The sequence below is a fragment of the Streptomyces sp. NPDC094032 genome (assembly GCF_040303965.1).
In the GTDB taxonomy this organism is placed as follows: Bacteria; Actinomycetota; Actinomycetes; order Streptomycetales; family Streptomycetaceae; genus Streptomyces.
On sequence record NZ_JBEOUE010000001.1, the window covers coordinates 19,267 to 34,929 of the forward strand.

Below are 15,663 nucleotides of genomic sequence, written 5' to 3' on the forward strand. Positions count from 1 at the left end.
GCTTCCGCCTCTCTGCACGGGTGTGGTGATCGACAACGGGCGAGGGGGAGCCACGGCGTACGGTCGCCCACTAGGACGCCGTGAACAGCAGAACGGCGTTCTGCCCGCCGAAGCCGAAGGAGCAGCTGATCCCCGCGTCGCCGCGCGTGGGGCGGGGACGTCCGGCGACGACGTCCAGCTTGTGGTCCCCGTCCTGGCCCTCGAAGTTCGCCACCGGCGGGACGGCCCCATGGCGCAGCGCGAGCACCGTGTACGCGGCCTGGATTGCCCCGGCCGCCCCCAGCGCGTGCCCGATCACGCCCTTGGACGCGGTGACCGGCGGCCCGTCGTCACCGAAGACGCGGACGAGGGCGTGCGCCTCGGCCGCGTCGTTCAGCGGGGTGGAGGTGCCGTGCGCGTGGACGTGGCCGACGTTCCCCGGCTCGCACCCGGCGTCGGCGAGAGCGGTGCGGAGGGCGCGGACCGCGCCGTCGCCCCGCGGGTGGGGGGCGAGGGGATGGTGCGCGTCGGCGCCGGCACCGTACCCCCGCAGCAGCGCCAGGACGGGAGCCCGGCGGGCCCGGGCCGCGCGGGCCCGTTCGAGTACGAGGATGCCGGCGCCCTCGCCCAGGACGAAGCCGTCACGTCGCGCGTCGAACGGCCGGCTGGCCAGGGCGGGTTCCGCCCCGCGCCGGGACAGCGCCCGCATCCGCGTGAAGCAGGTGGCCGTCATGCGCGAGCGGGCCGACTCGCTGCCGCCCGCCAGCACGATGTCGCAGGTCCCGGATCGCAGCAGGTCCCGGGCCACTCCGATCGCGGTGGCGCCCGACGCGCAGGCGCTGGCGGTGGTGAAGTTGGGGCCGCGTACGCCCAGGTCGATGGCGACCTCGCCCGCGGCCATGCTCGGCACGCTGCGCGGGAGCGCGAGCGGCGAGACCCGCTCCGGCCGCCCGGCGCCGAGGTGCCCGAACTCGGTGACGTACGTGCTCAGACTGTTCGATCCCACGCCCAGGACGACACCGACCCGGTCCGCGTCCCAGTCACGCCGGTCGAGGCCCGCGTCCGCGACGGCCCGCCGGGCGGCGACGAGGGCGAACCGGATGAAGCGGTCCATGCGCCGCGCCGACGTCCGGCCGAGTTCCGCCTCGGCGTCGAAGTCCGTCACCCGGCAGGAGAAGTCGACGGGCAGTCCCGCCAGGACGGGATCCGTCGCGGCCAGCGAGCGCCCTCGGCACAGGGCCGCCCAGTTCGCCTCCGCCGTATGCCCGGCCGGAGTCACCAGGCCCAGCCCGGTGACCGCGATCTCAGCGCGCATGCGCGAAGGCCAGCGCCGCTTCGCCCAGGGTCGAGGACGGGCGCAGGTCCAGGGCGTCCTCGGGCAGGACGATCCCGAACTCCTCCTCCGCCGCCACGACCATCTCCATCAGCGACAGCGAGTCCATGCCGAGACTGTCGAACGTCGTCCCGCCGGAGAGCTCACCGGCGTCCGCCGTCACCTTGAGGTGGCCGGTCAGCAGGGCCACCAACTCCTCGGGAAGGGCCGACTCCGCCGTGCCTTCCGCCGCCTGCCTCATGCCTGGGTCTCCTTCGTCCTCGCCGCGAGCGGCCCCGCCGCGCTGCCCGCGTTCATCCGTTCGTACAGCTCACGCGCGCGGGAGGCCTGCGTCTCCAGCCACTCCACGTGCCGGCCGAGCCGGTCCTGCGCTTGTCTCCCGGTCGCGCCGAGACCGGTCGCCGACATCACGCGGAGCGCACGCAACAGCGGCCCCACCACGTGCTCGCGGTGGACGTCGAGGTTGAAGATGCCGGCCGCCGCGACCCGCATGGCCCGCGCCCCGAACCCCGGGATCCCGGCCCCGGGCATCCGGAAGCCGCACACCACGTCCGCCAGGGCGATCAGGGACTCGTCCGGGAAGAGCCGGAGCGCGTCGGCGTACAGGCCCCGGTAGAACAGCATGTGCAGGTTCTCGTCCGCCGCGATCCGGGCCATCAGGCGCTCTCCCGCCGGGTCGCCGCACGACACGCCGACGTTGCGGTGGGCCCGGTGGGTCGCCAGCTCCTGCACGGTGACGTACGCCAGCCCGTGCAGGGCGGTCGGCAGGTCGCTGCGGAACCCGGTGCCGACGTGCCGCATCCGCAGCTCCTCCAGGGCCACCGGGTCGAGCGCCCGGCGGGCGTGGACGTAGGCCCGCAGGACGTCCGCGTGCCGGGACTCCTCGGCCGTCCAGCGGTGGATCCACGCGCCCCAGGCGCCGTCCCGCCCGGTGCGGCTCGCGAGCTCGAAGTGGTAGCTGGGCAGGTTGTCCTCGGTGAGGAGATTGATGATCAGCGCGTCCTGCACGGGCCGCGACAGCGGCGACTGCGCCTCTTCCCAGGCCGAGCCGTTCAACGGCCCGTCGAAGTCCCGCGCCGCGCTCCACGGCACGAACTGGTGCGGCAGCCAGTCACGCGCGACCGAGAGATGCCACTCCAGGAGCCGCCCGACCGAAGGTTCCAGCTCCCGGAGCACGGCTTCCGACCTGATGCCGACCACGCCCGCGCCTCCCGTTGTCCTGACCGTTATCTGCGCATATGCGCGACACGGTGTGAACGCCTACGAGGGGTCCTGGGAACGATCTGTCACTCGTTGGAGTTCGTAGGGCCGTCCCTCTGGCGTACGGGTGGGGCGTCAGCCGCGCGGCGTCTTCTCCCCGCGTGCCGCCTTACGGCTGACGATCGCCTTGGCGGTCAGGAGTACGCAGCCCAGCGCCCACAGGGCGACCGCGACGAGCCGGGTGTTGTCCCAGAAGTCCCGGGGCGCGCCGAAGTCGATGTCGGTGATCACCCACACGGCGATGATCACCCATATCGTCCACGATACGGCGAGTTCCTTGGCATCCTTCATTTTTTCTCCCTCTTGATCATGGAAAGTCTACGGGGCCGACCAGCCCGTGCCGCCGCCCGATGTGCCGAGGCCGCCCGGGCGCTGCCGGGGCACGTGCCAGGTCGTGCTCGTGCCCGTCGAGGAGGTCGGCGACGCCCCCGTCGTACGGCTGCCGTAGGCGGAAGGGGAGCTCGACTCCGTCGGACGGCGGTGCGACCAGGTCCGGTCCCCTTCCGCCTCCGCCGGGCGGTGGTGGTCGGCCGGGGCGGCCGTCCGCTCCAGGCGCAGCACCAGGTTCCTCTCCCGCCGGTCGCGCGGCTGGTCCGCGTCCTTGCTGCGGACCGTCTGGGTCGGCACGCCGCCGACCTCGGTCCAACGGCTGGTGACCGCACGGACGTTGGGCCGCCACATGCCCTCGTACTCGTGCTCCAGCGCCAGGTCCCAGCTCGGCGCGTCGACGTACGCGACGGCGCCGACCGTGCCGGGGACGACGATGCGGGCACCGCCCGGTCCGCGTACGGTCACCACCGCGCGCTGGGGCCAGTCGGCGTCGACGCCGATCACCGTGATGCGGCAGGGGCCTTCGTACCAGGCCATGGTTCTCCTTCGGGAACGGGAAACAGGGAGGTCCGGGCGGCAGGGGAGGCCGCCCGGACCGGATCCGCCGGACGGCCTCCCGGGCCGTGCCGCGATCAGCGGGCCGGTGGACGGCGCTCGTCCGGGCCGGCCGGGGCGGGACGCAGATCGTGCGGATCGAGTCGCATCGCCACCACACCGCCCGGGTTCAGCAGGAGCTGATGCCCGGCCGGGAGCAGAGCGACGAGTTCGGCGGGGGTGAGCACCCCGTACGGGGGGTCGCCCGCGGCGGCCAGTTGCGCGTCCGAGCTGAACACCAGGACCACCGGCGGCTCGTCCGGCGCCGTGCGGACCACGTCCACCCTGCCGTCCGGGTCGAGCGCCACCGCCAGCCGCCCCGCGTCCACCAGGGCCCGGTGCACGTCCTCGGGCGGCCCGTAGCCGGTCGCGGCCGACTGGACGGCCGCGTCGACCTCTTCGAGCGGCGCGGGCCAGTCGAGGGAGAGCGGCGAGGGGCGGTGCGCCGGGTTCTCGCGGAACTCGGTGACCGTGCCGTCCGGGCCGCTCAGCCAGTGCCCGAGCAGGGCCCACTCGGGCGGCGGGCCCTCGCCCCGCCAGGACGGATCGGCCACCGCCACCCACGCGCCGGGCGTGGCCCGTGCCACCGCCTCGCGCACGAAGCCGGGCACCACCAGGTCGTCGCTCATGCGCCGAACCCCTCCGCCACCAGGGCCGCCAATTCGTAGTACGCGGCCGTCGTCCGGGGGCGGAGCAGGCTCATGTCGACCTCGCCGCCGTGCGCCAGGTGCTCGTCGAACGGCACCGTCACCACGCCCCGGCAGCGCTGCCGGAAGTGGGCGACCACGTCGTCCACCCGCACCAGCCGGGAGCCGGTGGAGCGCACCCCGGAGACGACGGTGACCGCCCGGCGCACGTGCTCCTGGTATCCGTGCGCCGCCAGCCAGTCGAGCGTGATGCTCGCGCTCGCGGCACCGTCGACGCTGGGCGTCGCGATCACCACCAGCTGGTCCGCCAGGTCGAGCACACCGCTCATGGTCGAGTGCAGCATCCCGGTGCCCGAGTCCGTCAGCACGATCGGGTACTGGCCGCCCAGCAGCTCCATCACCCGCCGGTAGTCCTGGTCGTCGAAGGTGCGCGAAAGCGTCGGGTCGGAGTCGTTCGCCAGCACCTCAAGACCGCTCGGGGCCTGCGAGGTGAAGGCGCGGATGTCCATGTACGTACGGAGTCCTGGCATCACGGCCACGAGATCCCGGATGGTCGCCTGCGTCTGACGGCGGACCCGGCGGCCCAGCGTGCCGGAGTCGGGGTTGGCGTCCACCGCGATCACCCGGTCGGCGCGCTCGCTCGCCAGGACCGAGCCCAGGGCGACGACGGTCGTCGTCTTGCTGACTCCGCCCTTGAGGCTGACGACCGCGATGCGGTGGCTGCGGTTGAGCGGCGTGCGCAGCACGTCCGCGTGGGCCGCGACCGCCCGGGTCCGGCGCCCCATGCCCCCGAACAGGCGTCGCGGCGGGCGGCGGATCAGCCGCTCGGCGGTGAGGTCGTGGTCGGCGGCCCGGCCGAGCGGCACCGGGGTGCCCGCGGTCACCAGGGGGACTCCCGGGGCGGCGGGGAGGGGCGCCCGGGCCGGGACGAGAGCGGCGCCGCCGACGGCGGCGTCCGGCTCGCCCGCGAGCGCCGGGCGGAAATCGTGGCCCTCCGTCGCCTCCGTCGCCGTCGGCATCGCCGGGGCAGCCGGGAGCGGCACCGGTACGGCCGCGAGCGGCGGCACGGCCGTGGCCTCCCTCGCGTCCGGCGCCGTGGGCCAGACCGCCGGGCCGTAGTCGGGCGCCGCGGACCACTGGGAGGGGTCGTCGGGGTCGAGCCTGTCCACGACATGGGGCACCGTGGTCGTCACCGTGCTGATCCCCTTCCGCTCGTCTCGGTGGGCCGACCTGCCGGGCCCGCCATCCCGTCGAACGGATGCCGTGACCGGAACGGTTCAGCGAGGGGCGGGCTAGGATGTGCCTCCATGTCGTGGCGGCGTCAAAACCACGGCGACAGGACCCCGTAGAAGAGGAGAACGGGCGCGTGACCGGCCCTCTGGTCCGGGTCCTCGGACCTGTCGAACTGCGCGATGCCGACGACCTGCCGCTGCCCGTCGCGGGAAGCAAGCGGAAGGCGGCGCTCGCCCTGCTCGCGCTGTCGATCAACCGGACCGTGCCCGCGCAGCGGTTCCTCGACGCGCTCTGGGAGGGCGCCCCGCCACCGCAGGCCAAGGCGGCGCTCCAGGGACACATCGCCGCCCTCCGTAAGACGCTCGCGGGCGGCGCGCTCTCCGTGGAGACGCGCCCCGGCGGATACGCGCTGATCGGGGACCCGCACGCGGTCGACTGGCACCGCTTCGCCGACCTCTCCGACGGCGACCCCGGCTTCGACCGGCTCGGCGACGCGCTGCGGCTGTGGCGCGGGCCCGCGCTCGACGGGCTGCCCGCTACGGAGGAGTTCACCACCCAGGCCACCCGGCTCGACCAGGCGGGCCTCGCCGCCCTGGAGGCCTGGGCTGCCGCCGGACTGCGGGCGGGCCAGGCGGAGACCGTCGCCCCGCACCTGGAGTCGGCCCTCGCCCAGTACCCGCTCCGGGAACCGCTGGCCGCGCTCCTGGTCGGCGCGCTCGGGCAGTGCGGCCGACGGGCCGACGCGCTCGCCGCGTACCAGCGCACCACGGAACTCCTGGCCGAGCGGCTCGGGATGGAACCGGGCCGCGTGCTGACCGAGGCCCTGCACGCGGTCACCGAGCCCCGGCTGGATCCGGCGCGGCACGGGGAGCCCACCGGGCACGGCGCGCCCGCCCCCTCCGCGTACCTCGTGCCACGGCTGCTGCCCCGTCCGCTCGGCAGTGGGTACGTGGCCCGGACCGAGGAGAACGCCTGGCTCGACCGCTTCGCGGCGGACGGCGGCGCCGCCCGGGTCGCGATCGTGGCGGGCGCGGCCGGCAGCGGCAAGACCACCCTGGTCGTCCGCTGGGCCAACGGGCTCGCCGAGCACTTCCCCGGCGGGCAGCTCTACGGGGACCTGCGCGGCTTCAGCGCCGAGGGTCCCGCAGACCCCGGCGAGGTCCTGCACGGCTTCCTGCGCGCGATGGGCGTGCGCGAGAACGAGATCCCGGAGCGGCCCGAGGCCCGCTCCCGGCTCTTCCGCGAGCGCGCGCACGGCCGCCGGCTCCTCGTGGTCCTCGACAACGCGCTGTCCGGCGCCGACGTCGAACTCCTGCTGCCGGACGGCGCCGAAGCCCTCACCGTGGTGTGCAGCCGGCACGTCCTGGACGAGCTGCTCGTACGCGAGTCGGCCGCCTTCCTGCCGGTGGGCCCGTTCAGCGGCGAAGCCGCCCGCGCCCTTGTGCTGCGCAGGGTCGGCGAGGAACGGGCCGCCGAGGCGCCCGAGGCCGTCGACCGGCTGATCGAGCTGTGCGGGCGCCTGCCGCTGGCGCTGTCCATCGCCCTCGCCCGGCTCGCCACCCGGCCGGGCTGGTCGATCGCGGACATCGTCGGCGAACTGGAGGACGAGCGCTATCGGTTGAGCGGGCTCGGGACGCCGGGCGAGCTCGGGGTCGCCCGCGAGCTGACCCTCAGCCGACGCCAACTGCCCCCCGACGCCGCCAGGCTGTTGCCGCTGCTCACGCTCTACCCGGGCGTCGGCGGCCTCGACGCCCTGTCGGCGGCCGCGCTGCTCGGCGTACCGCCGAGGGAGGGGCGGCTCGCGCTCGGCGCGCTCGCCGCCCTGCACCTGGTCACCGAGGCCGGACCCGGCCGCTATCAAGTCCACGACCTGGTACGGCTGTTCGCCCGGCAGCTGCTCCACGAGGAACTCGGAGCCGAGGAGCGGCAGGACGCCGTGCGACGCCTCACCGACTACTTCCTCGCGGCGACGGCCGGCGCCAACGTCCTGGTCTCCGGGCGCGACAGCGGCCTGCACCGCCCCGCCGCGCAGCCGCCGGGACTGCCCCGGCACCGGGACATCCGCGACGCGCTGCGCTGGCTCGGCCAGGAGGGCGCGACGATCCGCGCCCTCACCCGGCGCTGCGCCGACACGGGGGAGTACGACCGGGCCTGGCGGCTGGCCGACAACGTCACCGGGCTGTTCTTCGCCTCCGGCGACTACGGCAGCTGGCAGGAGTGCGCCCTGATCGGGCTGCGCGCCGCGGGACACTCCGCCGAGCCCGCCGCCCTGCCCCGGATGAAGTGCTCGCTCGGCTTCGTGTACAAGGAGCTCAGCCGCCACGCCGAAGCCGCCGAACTGCTGGCCGAGGCCGCCGAGTCCGTGCCCGGCCACGACGACCCGATGCACCGGGTACGGGCGCTGGTGCCGCTCTCCGGGGTCTACCGGGACCTGGGCGACGTCGAACGGAGCGTGGCCTGCGCGGCCACCGCCCTCGACGCGGCGCGGGAGTCGGGGGACCCCTGGTCCGAGGCGTACGTGCTGCACGCGGTGTGCCTCGGTGAACTCGCGGGCGGCCGGGCCGCGTCGAGCCTCGCGCACGCGGAACGGGCCATGGCGCTGCTCGCCGACCATCCCGCCGGGCACGCCAAGATGGCCGGGATGGCCTGCGCGGCGCTGTCCCTCGGCGCGCTCGGCCGGTTCGAGGAGGCCGAGGAGCGCTGGCGGACCCTCATCAGCCTGTCCGGACAGAGCGGCAACGACCACGTCCGCTCGCTCGTCGAGACCTGGTACGCCGAACTGCTCGCCCGGCTCGGGCGCCGGGAGGAGGCGGCCGGCCGGCTGCGCTCGGCGATCGAGCTGTACCGGCGGCGCGAGGACGGCGTCACCGTGGCCGCCCTCACGGCCCGGCTCGCCGAGCTGACCTAGGGCGTGTCAGGCGGGAGTCAGCCCGCGCTGTTCCAGGATCGGCCGGAAGGCCCGTACGGCATAGAAGTTGCGGGACTTGACGGTGCCCGCCGGGATGCCGAGCGCGGTGCCCGCCTCGACGGCCGAGCGGTCCTTCATGTGCAGTTCGACGAGCACCTCGCGCTGGTGCCGGGGCAGCGTGTCGAGCGCGTCGCGCACGTCGTGGGCCAACAGCACGTCGTCGTACGGGTCATGGCCCGTGGTGCGCTCCTCCGGCGCCTCGTCGCCGACCTCCTTGACCCGGGCGGCCTGCATCCGGAAGTGGTCGATGGCGATCCTGCGGGCCACGGTGAACAGCCAGGGGCGCCCGTGCTCGGGGCCGCGGGTGAGCGCCTGCGGGTTCTGCCAGGCGCGCAGGAAGGTCTCCTGGAGGATGTCCTCGGCCCGGCCGCGGTCGCCACTGGTCAGGCGGAGCAGCGCGCGCATCAGGTAGGGGGCGTGCAGGCGGTGCAGTTCGGCCAGGGTGTCCCTGTCCATGGTGGGGCGAGCAGGGACCCCCTCGCCCGCCACGCCGGCTCCACCCGTCCCGGTGCCCTGCCGCTCGCTCGCCATCGGCGCTTCCCCTCCCGATCGTCCGTCCGGGCCTTGCCGCACCCGGCGGTCTTCCCCGCGCCCGCCGCCCACTGCCGACGTGTCGCCCTTGACACCCCTCACGATGGCCGTCCCGTCCAACGCCACGCCAACGAACCGCCAACTTTCCTTACAGTTGGCGGCCAAAGCGTCGTTGGCGCCCCCGCCACACGCCTCTGACCTGCTGTTTCGGCGGTCAGGACGGGCGAGTTTCGTTCATATCGTTCACACCGCGCGGCGGCCCGGACGCCAGCCGCGACGGCGCCCGGCGGGCACGACGAAGGCGGCGGCGGCCACCACGGCCGTTCCCCCCGCCGCCGCTCCCGCGACGAGCAGGCCCGTGCCCGCCGCCGACGCGCCCGGACCGGCCGGCATCGCCGCGGGCGGCGCGGGCGGCAGCGTCCGCCCGCCGACGCCCCGCTCCTCCGGCAGGACCGTCGTCACGGCCGCCACCGGGTCCACCGCCCCGTACCCCTGGAACACGTCCGGGACCCCGCCGCCCGGCCGCGCCGCCGTCGCCCGCAGCCGGTACGCGAGGCGCCCGCCCGTCAGTTCCGGCCGGTAGCCGCTCACCAGGGCCGCACTGCCCGCCACGAACGCGACGGCGTAACTCGGCCCGGACGCCGTGAAATAGCCGCGCCCCCCGGGTCCCGTGCCCATCACCGAGACACCCGGCGCCGTCAGGTCCACCCGGCCGGGCGGGACGCCGGACTCCCCGGCCGGAAGCCCGGCGGGGCCCGTCGCGGCCACCGAGAGCACCTCGGGATAGGCCGCCGGATACGCCGTGACGCCCCGGCCCTGGCCGTCCGGCGTCACCGGGGCGATCAGCAGCGCGCCCTTGCCCGTCGCGTACCGCACGGCCGCCCGCAGCCGCGCGTCGTCCTGCCCGGCCACGGCCACCACGGCGATCACCCGCGCCCCCCGGTCGGCGGCGACCCGGATCCCGCGCGCGAGCAGGTCGGGCGTGGTGTTCCCGGCCCGGTCGGTGACGCCGACCGCCAGGACGCGGGCGCCCGGCGCGATCCCCGCGAACCCGGTCCCCGGGGTCCGCGCCGCCGCGACGAGACCCGCCACGAAGGTGCCGTGCCCCACGCAGTCCGCCGCGGGCCCGGCGTCGAACTGGCGCGGCGCCCGCGTCAGCCGGCCCCCGAGCACCCCCGCCGCGTCGTCCACGCCCGAGCCCACCACGGCCACCGTGACCCCACGCCCCTCGGTCAGCGGCCACACCCGGTCCGGCCGCAGATACGCCTGCGGCCACGGCGTCCGGTCGGTCGTCCGGCCCGAACTCCTGCGGCACGCCTCCCGGTTGCCGCTCAGCCGCTGGGTCAGCGTGGGGAACGAGTCGGCAGGGGCCGTGCCGGAGGCGCCGGGGCGCGTTCCCGCTTCGGACGCCCGCGCCGTCGCCGGTCCGGGGGAGCCCAGCAGCGTCGCGCAGGCCAGCGCCGCCGTGAGCGCCGTACGCGTCACCACGACCGCCGTACGGCCCGCCCCGCGCGCCCTCGTCACGCCACGCCCCCCGCCAACCGGTCCGCCGGGATGTCCTGCGGCAGCAGCAGACTGAGCTCGTCCAGGTCGGCCACGTCGAGCCGGCTGAGCCGCCCCGCCTGCCGGGTGATCATCGACTCCAGCGTCTGGCGCGCGAAACGCCCGTTGCCGAAGGAACGGTCGCGGGGCACCGCCGCGAACAGCTCCGCGAGCGCCGTGAGCGTCTCCGGGGGACACACGTAGCCGCTCTTCCCGGCGTGCGCCTCCAGGATGCTCACCAGCTCCGCGTCCGTGTAGTGCCCGAAGGTCACCGAACGCGAGAAGCGGGACGCCAGGCCGGGGTTGGAGTCGAGGAAGCCGCGCATCTCCTCCGCGTAGCCCGCCACGATGACCACGACCTCGTCGCGATGGTCCTCCATCAGCTTCATCAGCGTGTCCACCGCCTCCTGGCCGAAGTCGTTGCCGCCGCCACCGCGCGGCGTCAGCGCGTACGCCTCGTCGATGAACAGCACACCGCCCCTGGCCCGTTCGAACGCCTCCTTGGTCAACTGGGCGGTGTGGCCGACGTACCGGCCGACCAGATCGGCGCGGGCCGTCTCGATCAGCTGCCCGCCCGGCAGCACACCCAGTTCGGCGAGCAGCTCCCCGTACAGACGCGCCACCGTCGTCTTGCCGGTGCCCGGCGGGCCGGAGAAGACCAGGTGGTGGCTGATCGTCGCGGTCGGCAGCCCCGCCTCCTTGCGCCGGTTCACCTGCCGGATCAGATTGACCAGGTCCTCGACCTGCTCCTTCGCCTCGGGCAGTCCGATCATCGCCCGGAGCTCGTCGAGCAGCTCCGTCCGCCGCTCCGGGCCGTCACCCCCGGCCGCCGTCGTGCGGGCGGTCCCGCCCACGTCCTCGGGGCGCAGCAGCGCCAGATCGGCGGTCGCGATCTCGGCCAGCGTCGCCAGGCGGGACGCCTGCCGGTCCACCATCTCCTCGAAGACCTTGCGGGCCGCCCGGCCGTTGCCGAAACCGGCGCCCTTGGCGACCGAGCCGAAGTGCGCCGTGAGCGCCTCGCGGGTGCCGTCGGCCAGCTCGTAGCCGTGCGCGGCCGCCGCCATCGACACGATGGTGGTCAGCTCGTCGTCCGAGTAGTTCTCGAACTCGACCGTACGGCTGAAACGGGACGCCAGGCCCGGATTGGAGTCCAGGAAGCCGCGCATCTCCTCGGAGTAGCCGGCCACGATGACGACGACCTCGTCGCGGTGGTCCTCCATCAGCTTCACCAGGGTGTCGATGGCCTCCCGGCCGAAGTCGGGGCCCGTGCCCCCGCCGCCCTGCGACAGGGTGTAGGCCTCGTCGACGAAGAGGACGCCGCCGAGGGCCTTGGTGAAGACCTCGGTCGTCTTGATCGCCGTACCGCCGATGACCGACGCGACCAGGTCCGCCCGCGCCACCTCCACGAGATGCCCGGACGGCAGCACGTCCAGCTCGGCGAGGATCGCGCCGTAGAGCCGCGCCACCGTCGTCTTGCCGGTGCCCGGCGGCCCCGCGAAGATCAGGTGCCGGCTCATCGGCAGGGCCGGCATGCCCGCCAGCTCCCGGCGCCTGGCCAGCTTGTTCAGATTGACCAGGGTGCCGACCTGTTCCTTCACACCGTCCAGGCCCACCAGCGACATCAGGCCGTCCAGGGGGCCCTTCCGCTCGGCCGCGCCCGGCCCGGCCGACGCGCCGGACCGCGCGGAGCCGGGCTCCTCCCGGTCGGCCGCGTCACCGGCCCCGCCACCGTGCTCGTACCCGGCGCTCTCCGCCATCCGGCTCATCGCCCCCGGCGCGGGCCCGCCCGCGGTGCCGCCCGCCTCTCCGCGCGCGTCCGGGAGTTCGTTGCCGACGCTGATCAGGTTCTCCACCGCGAGCCGCTCCGACGGCTTCGTCTGCCGCAGTCCCGACCCCCGGTTCTCCGACACGGTGCAGTCGTGCACGCGCACGGCCTCCGTGGAGTCGATCCGGACGCCGTCCCCCGTGTTCAGCGTCGCCTCGCAGTGCGTCAGCGTCGCCCGCCCGCCCGCCGCCACCCGGAAACCGTGCCTGCGGGAGCTCCGGGCCCGGGTGCGGGTGGCCGACAGCTCGCCGCCGTCCTCCACCAGGACCCCGTCGCCGGGGGAGTCCGCCACCTCGCAGTCCCGCAGCCGCACCACCCCGCCGCCACCCACCACGATCCCGGACCCGGCGGTGTCCCGCACCGTCGTGTTCCCGAGATACGTGTGGCCGCCGTCCGCGACGAGCACCCCGGGCCCGCCCGTCGCCGAGATCTCCGAAGCCTCCACGCGGCCCCGGCCGTCGCGCACCACCTCCACGCCCGCGCCCTGCGTACCGGCCACGTCGAGCCGCCGCAGCATCGGGTTCGCGCCCTCCACCACCCGCACCCCGGGCCCGGGGGTGTCGCGTATCTCCAGACGGTCGAAGTCCGGCGCGGCGTCCCCCGAGACCAGCACCCCCGCCTGTTGCGCGGCACGCACCGCACAGCGGCTGAACGACGGCCCGGAGGACTCCTCGACCAGGATGCCGTACCCGTCGGCGGCGCCGACCTCGCACTCCTCGAACGTGCCCCGGGACCGCCCCGTCACATGGATGCCGTCGCCCTTCGTACGCGAGGTCCGGCAGCGCCGCAGCACCGGATCGGTGCCCCCGGCCAGCGCGATCCCGTGCACCTTCGCGCCCGTCACCGTCACGTCCTCAAGGACCACCCGGTCGCCGGAGCTGACGAACACCCCGAGCAGGCTGTCCCGCACGGCCGTCCTGACCACCCGCGTGGTGCTGTTCTCCTCCAGCGCGACGGCCGGCTTGTCGGTCGCCGAGATCTCGCAGTCCTCGATCAGCCCCCGGCCCTCGCCGTTGGCGCACACCCCGTTGCCGCGGGCGTCCCGCAGCACGCAGTTGCGCACCGTCGGATCCGCCCGCTCCCCGATCACAAGGGCCGAGGTGCCGAGGTGTTCCACGACGCAGTCCTCGATGACGCTGGCGCCCGTGGACGTCTCCACGATCCCGGCACCGCCCGGATTGGTGACCCGGCAGCCCCGCATGGCGAGCGCCCCCTGCTGCCGGGTGAGCACCGCCGTCCACGCGTTGCCCACCACCTCGCAGTCCTGGAGCGCCGCCTGGCCCCGTGGCACGTCCAGGGCCGGCAGCTCGTCGTCCTGGCCCTGAAGGATGAGCCCGGTGAGCTGCACGGCCTCCGCGACGACCTGGACCACGGCACCCCTGCGCGGGCTGACGCGGACACTTCCCCGCGCCTCCTCGGCGGTGATCGTCACCATCTTGGTGATGACCAGGTTCTCCTCGTAACGGCCCGGACGCACGGAGATGACCGCGCCGCTGCGCGCGACGGCCAGAGCCTCCCCGATGGTGCGGTACGTGCCGGGCGACCCGGGCCGGCCGCCGCCGGTGCCGTACGGGCCGACGCCGCTGCGCGCGGCGGCGCACACGGTCAGCACATGGCGCGACATGCCTGATGGTTCCCTTCGTTCGGATCAGGAGGTGCAGGTGACGCGGACCGCGGAGGCCGCGTGATGGGCGTACGTCTTGGTCGAGGAGCCGGTCCAGTCCTTGCCGCGGTCGTTGAGCAGCACCGACAGCGCGCCGCCGGAGATCCGGTACGTGCCGCCGCTGACCCAGGCGCCCCGGTTCGACGGCTGGTCGACCGCGAACGAGCCGAGCACCGTGCCGCTCGCCGCGGCGGCGCCGCGCACCGTGTACAGCGAGGGCTTGCCCCCGACCAGCTTGATGTCGGACACGTTCGGGATGAAGACCGACACCTGGCAACTGCCGGTGGTGACGGCGCCCGTACGGAAGGTCCACAGCACGTAGTTGCCCGAGTCGCGGGTGGCGCTGCCGGACATCGGCATCGCGTCGAAGCCGCCGCAGGCGCCGCCCGACGAGGAGGAGAGCCAGCCCTCCTTGCCGTTCGTCCAGTAGCCGTACCGGCTGTAGCCGGTGCCGCCGCCACCGCAGCCGGAGCCCGCGACGGCCTTGTACGTCTTCTTGGCCGGCGCCGTCGGCTTCGGCGTCGGCGCGGGCGCCTTGGCGGCGGGCCGGGTCGCCTGCCGGGTGGCCGCCGTGCGCGGTGCCTTCGCGGCCGGGGACTGCCGTACGTCGGTCTGCCGGCCGGTCCCGCCGGGGCGTGTTTCGGGCGGGGCCGCCGCCTTGTTGCCGCCGCCCTTGGCCGGGGCCGGCGAGGGCGAGCCGGTGGCGGCGCCCGGGACGGTGAGCGTGCCGGGCAGCGCCCGGTTCGCCGGCTGGTCGGCGCCGGGCACGAAGCCGTCCGGTCCGCTCTCCGGCTGGTTGAACCCGGCGGGCCGGGACGGCGCGGGGCCGGGACCCGAACCCCCGCCGCCCAACTGGGCGAGCAGCAGGGGCAGTCCCATCAGGACGACTCCGGAGGTGGCGGCCGCGGCGATCATCGGCTTCGGGATGCGCCCGGTCCGCCGGGGGCGCGGGGCGGTCTGCGTCTGCTCGTGGTCCGGTGCGGGGTCGGGCTGGGCCTCGGCCTCCGCCTGCGTTTCCGCCCGCGTCTCCGTTTCCGGTACGGGCAGGGCCGGGGCGGCGCCCCGGACGGGCCCGGCCGTGGGCTCGGCCATGGGCTCGGCCTCCGGCGGCTCCGGCGGCTCCGTGGTCTGCCAGGCAACCGCGGGCAGTGCGATCGGAGCCGCGGCGGCGCCCGCCGTCTCGTGTCGTCGTGCTGTCTCGTCCACCTTGAATCCCCTCGGTGACGGCGGATTACCCGCCGCACGGTCGAACGGGCGGGTGAGCGCGCGGGGTTCACCGGCCGCCGCCCGCCTCCTCAGTCGAGCAGGTGGACCGGTTCGCCCGCCTGGGACGGATCCAGTACGAACGCCGCCGCGCGCTCGACCGTCTCCTGGGTGACGTCCCCGTTCCCCTCGGAGGCCGCCTCCTCCGGGCGGCGGAGGTGGGCCAGGAGCCCGGGCTCGGGCGCGAGCCCGTACTCCTCCAGGTAGTACGTGACGGTGTCGGTCCAGATCCACCGCCCGTCGGTACGGAAGCTCATCGGCACCGCCGCCGTGCGCCCCGCGTCCAGGGCGTCGTTCATCAGCAGCGGCGTCACCAGGACCGGCGCCCCCGCCTTCAGCCGCTTCAGGAGCAGCGCGAGCGTGTCCGGGTCCGTGACCACCGGGTGGTCCTCGGCGAAGCCGGGACCGGCGACCGGGTCCACGTGGTCGAAGACGGCGGCGAGCTGGAACTCGGGAGCGGTCATGGCGGCGGTCCTAACCGTGCGGTGGCGGGGT

13 protein-coding genes are annotated in these 15,663 nt (G+C 75.0%); 1 reads left to right on the forward strand and 12 read right to left on the reverse strand.

The annotated features are described in order from the left end of the window. Positions 1-70: 70 nt before the first annotated feature. The 7 genes from ABTZ54_RS00065 to ABTZ54_RS00095 form a co-directional block, all read right to left on the reverse strand. Positions 71-1,294, reverse strand: a complete 1,224-nt coding sequence (locus ABTZ54_RS00065) for a beta-ketoacyl-[acyl-carrier-protein] synthase family protein (RefSeq protein ID WP_351654632.1) — start codon at positions 1,292-1,294, stop codon at positions 71-73. After that, on the reverse strand, positions 1,284-1,553 hold the full coding sequence (locus tag ABTZ54_RS00070) for an acyl carrier protein (RefSeq protein WP_351654635.1): 270 nt from the start codon (positions 1,551-1,553) through the stop codon (positions 1,284-1,286). The genes ABTZ54_RS00065 and ABTZ54_RS00070 overlap by 11 nt, the downstream gene beginning before the upstream one ends. Next, positions 1,550-2,512, reverse strand: coding sequence for an acyl-ACP desaturase (locus ABTZ54_RS00075; RefSeq protein WP_502997153.1), 963 nt, complete (start codon positions 2,510-2,512; stop codon positions 1,550-1,552). The genes ABTZ54_RS00070 and ABTZ54_RS00075 overlap by 4 nt, the downstream gene beginning before the upstream one ends. 135 nt (positions 2,513-2,647) lie before the next feature. Next, on the reverse strand, positions 2,648-2,863 hold the full coding sequence (locus ABTZ54_RS00080) for a hypothetical protein (RefSeq protein ID WP_351654638.1): 216 nt from the start codon (positions 2,861-2,863) through the stop codon (positions 2,648-2,650). Positions 2,864-2,890: 27 nt separating this feature from the next. Then, a complete protein-coding gene (locus ABTZ54_RS00085; RefSeq protein ID WP_351654641.1) occupies positions 2,891-3,439 on the reverse strand; it encodes a hypothetical protein in 549 nt (182 codons plus the stop codon). A gap of 95 nt (positions 3,440-3,534) precedes the next feature. Further along, positions 3,535-4,125 carry a type VII secretion system-associated protein gene (locus ABTZ54_RS00090; protein ID WP_351654643.1) on the reverse strand — a complete coding sequence of 197 codons (591 nt, stop codon included), beginning with the start codon at positions 4,123-4,125 and terminating at the stop codon, positions 3,535-3,537. Beyond that, on the reverse strand, positions 4,122-5,336 hold the full coding sequence (locus ABTZ54_RS00095; RefSeq protein WP_351654646.1) for a MinD/ParA family ATP-binding protein: 1,215 nt from the start codon (positions 5,334-5,336) through the stop codon (positions 4,122-4,124). Before ABTZ54_RS00095 ends, ABTZ54_RS00090 begins: the two co-directional genes overlap by 4 nt. 173 nt (positions 5,337-5,509) lie before the next feature. On the opposite strand from ABTZ54_RS00095, the gene ABTZ54_RS00100 reads away from it, so the two are divergent. After that, positions 5,510-8,284, forward strand: a complete 2,775-nt coding sequence (locus ABTZ54_RS00100) for an AfsR/SARP family transcriptional regulator (protein ID WP_351654649.1) — start codon at positions 5,510-5,512, stop codon at positions 8,282-8,284. Between the two features lie 6 nt (positions 8,285-8,290). On the opposite strand, the gene ABTZ54_RS00105 is transcribed toward ABTZ54_RS00100, so the two are convergent. The 5 genes from ABTZ54_RS00105 to ABTZ54_RS00125 all read right to left on the reverse strand — a co-directional run bounded on the left by ABTZ54_RS00105 (position 8,291) and on the right by ABTZ54_RS00125 (position 15,632). Continuing rightward, a complete protein-coding gene (locus tag ABTZ54_RS00105; protein WP_351654652.1) occupies positions 8,291-8,875 on the reverse strand; it encodes a sigma-70 family RNA polymerase sigma factor in 585 nt (194 codons plus the stop codon). Between the two features lie 243 nt (positions 8,876-9,118). After that, positions 9,119-10,399, reverse strand: a complete 1,281-nt coding sequence (locus ABTZ54_RS00110; RefSeq protein ID WP_351654655.1) for a S8 family serine peptidase — start codon at positions 10,397-10,399, stop codon at positions 9,119-9,121. Beyond that, positions 10,396-13,866: a right-handed parallel beta-helix repeat-containing protein gene (locus ABTZ54_RS00115; protein ID WP_351654657.1), complete on the reverse strand. Its 3,471-nt coding sequence runs from the start codon at positions 13,864-13,866 to the stop codon at positions 10,396-10,398. Before ABTZ54_RS00115 ends, ABTZ54_RS00110 begins: the two co-directional genes overlap by 4 nt. A gap of 24 nt (positions 13,867-13,890) precedes the next feature. Beyond that, entirely contained in the window at positions 13,891-15,111 is a 1,221-nt protein-coding gene (locus ABTZ54_RS00120; RefSeq protein ID WP_351654660.1) for a hypothetical protein, read from the reverse strand. Positions 15,112-15,200: 89 nt separating this feature from the next. Next, positions 15,201-15,632, reverse strand: a complete 432-nt coding sequence (locus ABTZ54_RS00125) for a hypothetical protein (RefSeq protein ID WP_351654662.1) — start codon at positions 15,630-15,632, stop codon at positions 15,201-15,203. Positions 15,633-15,663 lie beyond the last annotated feature (31 nt).

What these genes read in the sequence shown, in the direction of transcription:
- ABTZ54_RS00065 (WP_351654632.1), bottom strand. Translation starts at nt 1,294, where the DNA reads ATGCGCGCTGAGATCGCGGTCACCGGGCTGGGCCTGGTGACTCCGGCC.
- ABTZ54_RS00070 (WP_351654635.1), bottom strand. Translation starts at nt 1,553, where the DNA reads ATGAGGCAGGCGGCGGAAGGCACGGCGGAGTCGGCCCTTCCCGAGGAG.
- ABTZ54_RS00080 (WP_351654638.1), bottom strand. Translation starts at nt 2,863, where the DNA reads ATGAAGGATGCCAAGGAACTCGCCGTATCGTGGACGATATGGGTGATC.
- ABTZ54_RS00085 (WP_351654641.1), bottom strand. Translation starts at nt 3,439, where the DNA reads ATGGCCTGGTACGAAGGCCCCTGCCGCATCACGGTGATCGGCGTCGAC.
- ABTZ54_RS00090 (WP_351654643.1), bottom strand. Translation starts at nt 4,125, where the DNA reads ATGAGCGACGACCTGGTGGTGCCCGGCTTCGTGCGCGAGGCGGTGGCA.
- ABTZ54_RS00105 (WP_351654652.1), bottom strand. Translation starts at nt 8,875, where the DNA reads ATGGCGAGCGAGCGGCAGGGCACCGGGACGGGTGGAGCCGGCGTGGCG.
- ABTZ54_RS00115 (WP_351654657.1), bottom strand. Translation starts at nt 13,866, where the DNA reads ATGTCGCGCCATGTGCTGACCGTGTGCGCCGCCGCGCGCAGCGGCGTC.
- ABTZ54_RS00125 (WP_351654662.1), bottom strand. Translation starts at nt 15,632, where the DNA reads ATGACCGCTCCCGAGTTCCAGCTCGCCGCCGTCTTCGACCACGTGGAC.